This window comes from Clostridium beijerinckii HUN142, from assembly GCF_000621745.1.
Lineage (GTDB): Bacteria > Bacillota > Clostridia > Clostridiales > Clostridiaceae > Clostridium > Clostridium beijerinckii_A.
Genome location: NZ_KK211337.1, coordinates 1 through 5055, shown reverse-complemented (window position 1 = coordinate 5055; position 5055 = coordinate 1). Strand labels below are relative to the sequence as shown.

Annotated in this window: 3 protein-coding genes; all 3 read right to left on the bottom strand. The window is 31.7% G+C overall.

What is annotated here, in order from left to right; translation table 11 throughout:
• Window positions 1–4179, bottom strand: a 4179-nt coding sequence (locus T483_RS32300; protein WP_278247491.1) for a leucine-rich repeat protein, incomplete at its 3' end; no start/stop codon positions are given.
• Between the two features lie 71 nt (window positions 4180–4250).
• Window positions 4251–4412, bottom strand: a complete 162-nt coding sequence (locus T483_RS31300) for a hypothetical protein (protein ID WP_155268538.1) — start codon at window positions 4410–4412, stop codon at window positions 4251–4253.
• Between the two features lie 294 nt (window positions 4413–4706).
• Window positions 4707–5055: transposase (locus tag T483_RS0123675; protein WP_026889049.1), on the bottom strand; the 349-nt coding region annotated here is incomplete at its 5' end.

The window sequence follows — 5055 nt, the reverse complement described above, 5'->3', positions numbered from 1 at the left end:
TCCTTTTCCATCTGCTGCTGTATTCCATCCTGCAAATGTATATCCAGTTCTTTTTAAGCTTCCTGTATTATCTAATACTGTTGCTGCAACATTAGTCTCATAATTTCCTGAATCTGTTGGCACAGTTCCTTCTGTATTTCCATTTCCAGCATATGTTACTATATATGTTTCATTTTGATTTCCTACGATAATTTTAATATTACCCATCTTATATACCTGAAGTAAATTCGCTAATCTTTGGCTATCTACATAGAATATAGCATTATTGTTAATATTGTTAAATGAATACTCACCTATACTGGTTACACTATCTGGTATTATTATTGATGTTAAATTACTACAACCATTAAATGCAACATAACCTATACTTGTTACACTATTTGGCATTGTTATTGACGTTAATGCTATACAACCAGTAAACGCATAATTACCTACACTTGTTACATTCTCTGGGATTGTTATTGATGTTAGGTTACTACATCTACTAAATGCAGAATCCCCTATACTTGTTACACTATTTGGTATTGTTACTGATGTTAATCCACTACACTCACCAAATGTATACTGTCCTATACTTGTTACTCCTTCTGGGATTACTATAGATCTTAAGTTACTACAAGTATAGAATGCGATATCACCTATGCTTGTTACGCTATTTGGTATTGTTATTGCTGTTAATCCACTACAATTAGCAAATGCAGCATAACCTATGTTTGTTACTCCTTCTGGGATCACTATCGATGTTACATTGCTTTTCTCTTGAAATGCCCTATTGCCTATCGATGTCACATTTTTCCCATTGATTTTGGAAGGTATTGTTATGTCTGTACTAGTACCTGTGTATCCAGTTATTTCATATTCAGTACCATTATTAATTAGTTGATATGTAAACCCTGGATCTATATCTTGATTTTTTGTCCACTTCGCATATAATGTTACATTGCTATCACTTATTGCTAAACTACTTCCATCGGAGTAATCTATTCCGCTTCCATCTGCTTCTGTGTTCCATCCTACAAATGTATAGCCATCTTTTACCAAGTTACCTGTATTTTCTAATACTGTTGCCGTAGCATCGCCTGCATAACTTCCCGAATCTGTTGGTACAGTTCCTCCTGTACTTCCATTTCCATCATATGTTACTGTATATGTTTCATTTTGATTTCCCACAATAATTTTAATATTTCCTATCTTATATGGCTGAAGTAAATTCGCTAATCTTTGGCTATCCACATAGAATATTGCATTATTATTAATAGCATAAAATGCATTATGACCTATAGTTGTTACACTATCCGGAATTGTTATTAATGTTAAGTTGCTGCAATCACCAAATGTATATGCCTCTATATTTGTTACACTATTTGGTATTGTTAGTGATGTTAAACTTGCACAGTTGTAAAATGCTGCAAAGCCTATACTTGTTATACTATCTGGAATTGTTATTGATTTTAAGCTAACACAATTAATAAATGCATAACCACCTATACTTGTTACACTATCTGGTATTATTATTGATTTTAAATTCTCATGACTATTAAATGCATCATCTCCTATAGCTGTTACATTTTTCCCATTGATTTGAGATGGTATTGTAATATCAGTACTAGTACCTGTGTATCCAGTTATCGAATATTCAGTATCATTATTAATTAGTTGATATGTAAGCCCTGGATCTATATCTTGATTTTTTGTCCACTTCGCATATAATGTTACATTTCCACTACCTATAGTTAAACTGCTTCCAGCTGGGTAATCTGTTCCGCTTCCATCTGCTGCCGTGTTCCATCCTGCAAATGTATAGCCATCCTTTACCAAATCTGTATTGCCCAATACTGTTACATCGGCATTTGCTTGATAGCTTCCTAAATCTGTTGGTGCTGTTCCACCTCCATTTCCATTTCCGTTATATGTTACTGCGTATGTTTGATTTTGATTTCCTACAATAATCTGAATATTTCCTACCTTATATGGCTGAAGTAAATCTGCTAATCTTTGGCTATCTACATAGAGTATTGCATCGTAATTAATATTATAAAATGCATTACCACCTATACTTGTTACACTATCTGGTATTGTTATTGATGTTAAGTTGACACAGTTACCAAATGCATATCCCTCTATATTGGTTACATTGCTTGGAACTATTAGTGATGTTAAGCCTCTACAATTATAAAATGCAGCATAACCTATACTTGTTACACTATCTGGTATTATTATCGATGTTAAGTTAATACAATCACGAAATACTTGAGTACCTATACTTTTTACGCTATCCGGTATTTTTATTGATTTTAAATTAGTACAATAATAAAATGCATAATCACCTATACTTGTTACACTATCTGGTATTATTATTGATGTAACATCTCTTCTTTCATTAAATGCATAATCACTTATAACTGTTACATTTTTCCCATTGATTTGAGATGGTATTGTAATATCTTTATTAGTACCTGTGTATCCAGTTATCTCATATTCCGTATCATTATTAATTAGTTGGTATGTAAAGTCAGGATCTATATCTTGATTTTTTGTCCACCTTGCATATAATGTTACATTACTATCACTTATAGCTAAGCTACTTCCAGCTGGGTAATCTGTTCCACTTCCATCTGCTGCTGTGTTCCATCCTGCAAATGTATACCCATCCTTTACTAAGCTTGTATTATCTAATACTGTTGCTGTAGCATTAGCTGCATAACTTCCTGAATCTGTTGGTACACTTCCTCCTTCACTTCCATTTCCATCATATGTTACTGTATATGTTTGATTTCCTACAATAATTTTAATATTTCCTACCTTATACGGCTGAAGTAAACCCTCTAATCTTTCGCTATCTACATATAATATTGAGTGATCGTTAATATAATCAAATGCAGAATTGTTTATACTTGTAACACTATCTGGAATTGTTATTGACATTAAGCTACTGCAGTACATAAACGCAGAATCACCTATACTTGTAACATTATTAGGGATCGCTATTGATGTTAAACTAACACAAACATAAAATGCATAATCGCCTATGCTTGTTACGCTATTGGGTATTGTTATTGATGTTAAGCTAGTACAATAATTAAATGCGAAATTACCTATGCTTGTTACTCCTTCTGGGATTGTTATTGATTTTAAAACACTACAATAATAAAATGCACGATTACCTATAGATGTTACATTTTTTCCATTAATTTTAGATGGTATTGTAACATCCGTATTAGTACCTGTGTATCCAGTTATCTCATATTCGGTATCGTTATTAATTAATTGATATGTAAATTCAGAATCCATATCTTGATCTTGATTTTTTGTCCACTTTGCATATAATGTTACATTACTATCACTTATAGCTAAGCTACTTCCAGCTGCGTAATCTGTTCCACTTCCATCTGCTGCTGTGTTCCAGCCTGCAAATGTATAGCCATCCTTTACTAAACTTCCTGTGTTCCCTAATACTGTTGCTACAGCATCACCTGCATAGCTTTCTGAATCTGTTGGTACAGTTCCTGTACTTTCATTCCCATCATATGTTACTTTATATGTTTGATTTTGACTTCCTACAATAATCTGAATATTTCCTATCTTATATGACTGAAGTAAATCTGATAATCTTTGGTTAGGAACATAAAATTTTGCATAATTATTAATATTATCAAATGCATTATTACCTATACTTGTTAAACTTTCTGGGAGTGTTATTGATGTTAAGTTAACACAGTTATAAAATGCAACATAACCTATACTTGTTACTCCATTTTGGATTGTTAGTGATGTTAATCCTGTACAAAGAGTAAATGCATTATCCCCTATATTGGTTACACTTCCTGGTATTACCACGGATGTTAAGCTAGTGCAATTATAAAATGCAGCGAGGTCTATGCTTGTTACACTATTAGGAATTGTTATTGCTGTTAAGCTAGTACAGTTGTCAAATGTTTGAATACCTATACGTGTAACTCCTTCTGGAATAACTATTGATGTTAAGCTAGTACAACTAGCAAATGCAGACCCTCCTATACTTGTCACAGTATTAGGAATTGCTATTGATGTTAAATTATAAGAATAAGCAAATGCAGAATACCCTATACTTGTTACTCCTTCAGGGATTATTATTGATGTTAAATTGCCTTTGTCTTCAAATGCACTCTCACCTATCGACGTTACGCTTTTTCCATTAATTTTAGATGGTATTGTAACATCCGTATTAGTGCCGGTGTATCCAGTTATCTCATATTCAGTACCATCATTAATTAAGTCAATTCTAAATCAGCATTTGCAGCATCTTGTTCCGTATTGTATACTGTCTCACTCGCAAAAGCTACAGTTGGATTTATAGCAGTAGGCACCGTTGCTGATAATGTTGTCGTTATCATAGCTGTTGCTATAAGTTGTCTTATTTTTTTATTTTTCATTAGATTATTATCTCCCCTATTTATATAATTTTTTTATTATTGAAAGTAAGTTAATTATAAATGCTTATAACATATTATGGCAAGAATTTCTTTTTAAAAATTTACAAAATAATCTACATTAGCCCAATATAAAATAAAATAAACAAAAAAAGCAAATATTATTATATTTTTTCTAAATAAGCATTGTGCGTTTCTACTTTTTTTGACAATTATCTAATAATTTTAAATATACAATTTTAGGTTGTTGAATAACTAATTTTTGCAAATGGTTATTTAAGAAAATATTCTTAGAAATTATAGATTCCAAGGATATTTTCTAGTTTTTATTCCTTGCTGCTTTTTGTTAAATTCATCTATTAAGTACGCTAATAAGACCCATTTTATATGACGTTCGCATCGGGCTTGCCCATAAAGTCTTGGGTTTTCTAAGTTATATAATCCCTTTAATACAGAGAATAATTGCTCTATTTTCAATCTGTTTTTATATAATTTGGATCCTATAGGAGATTGAATAAACAAAGCATTTTCATATCGTTTATCAGTAAATGACTCAATACTTTTAGCCTTACGCATATTTATATCAGTTAACAAATTAAATTCTAAGCTAGAAGCAATTTCAAACCATTCTACTGAATCATATGCT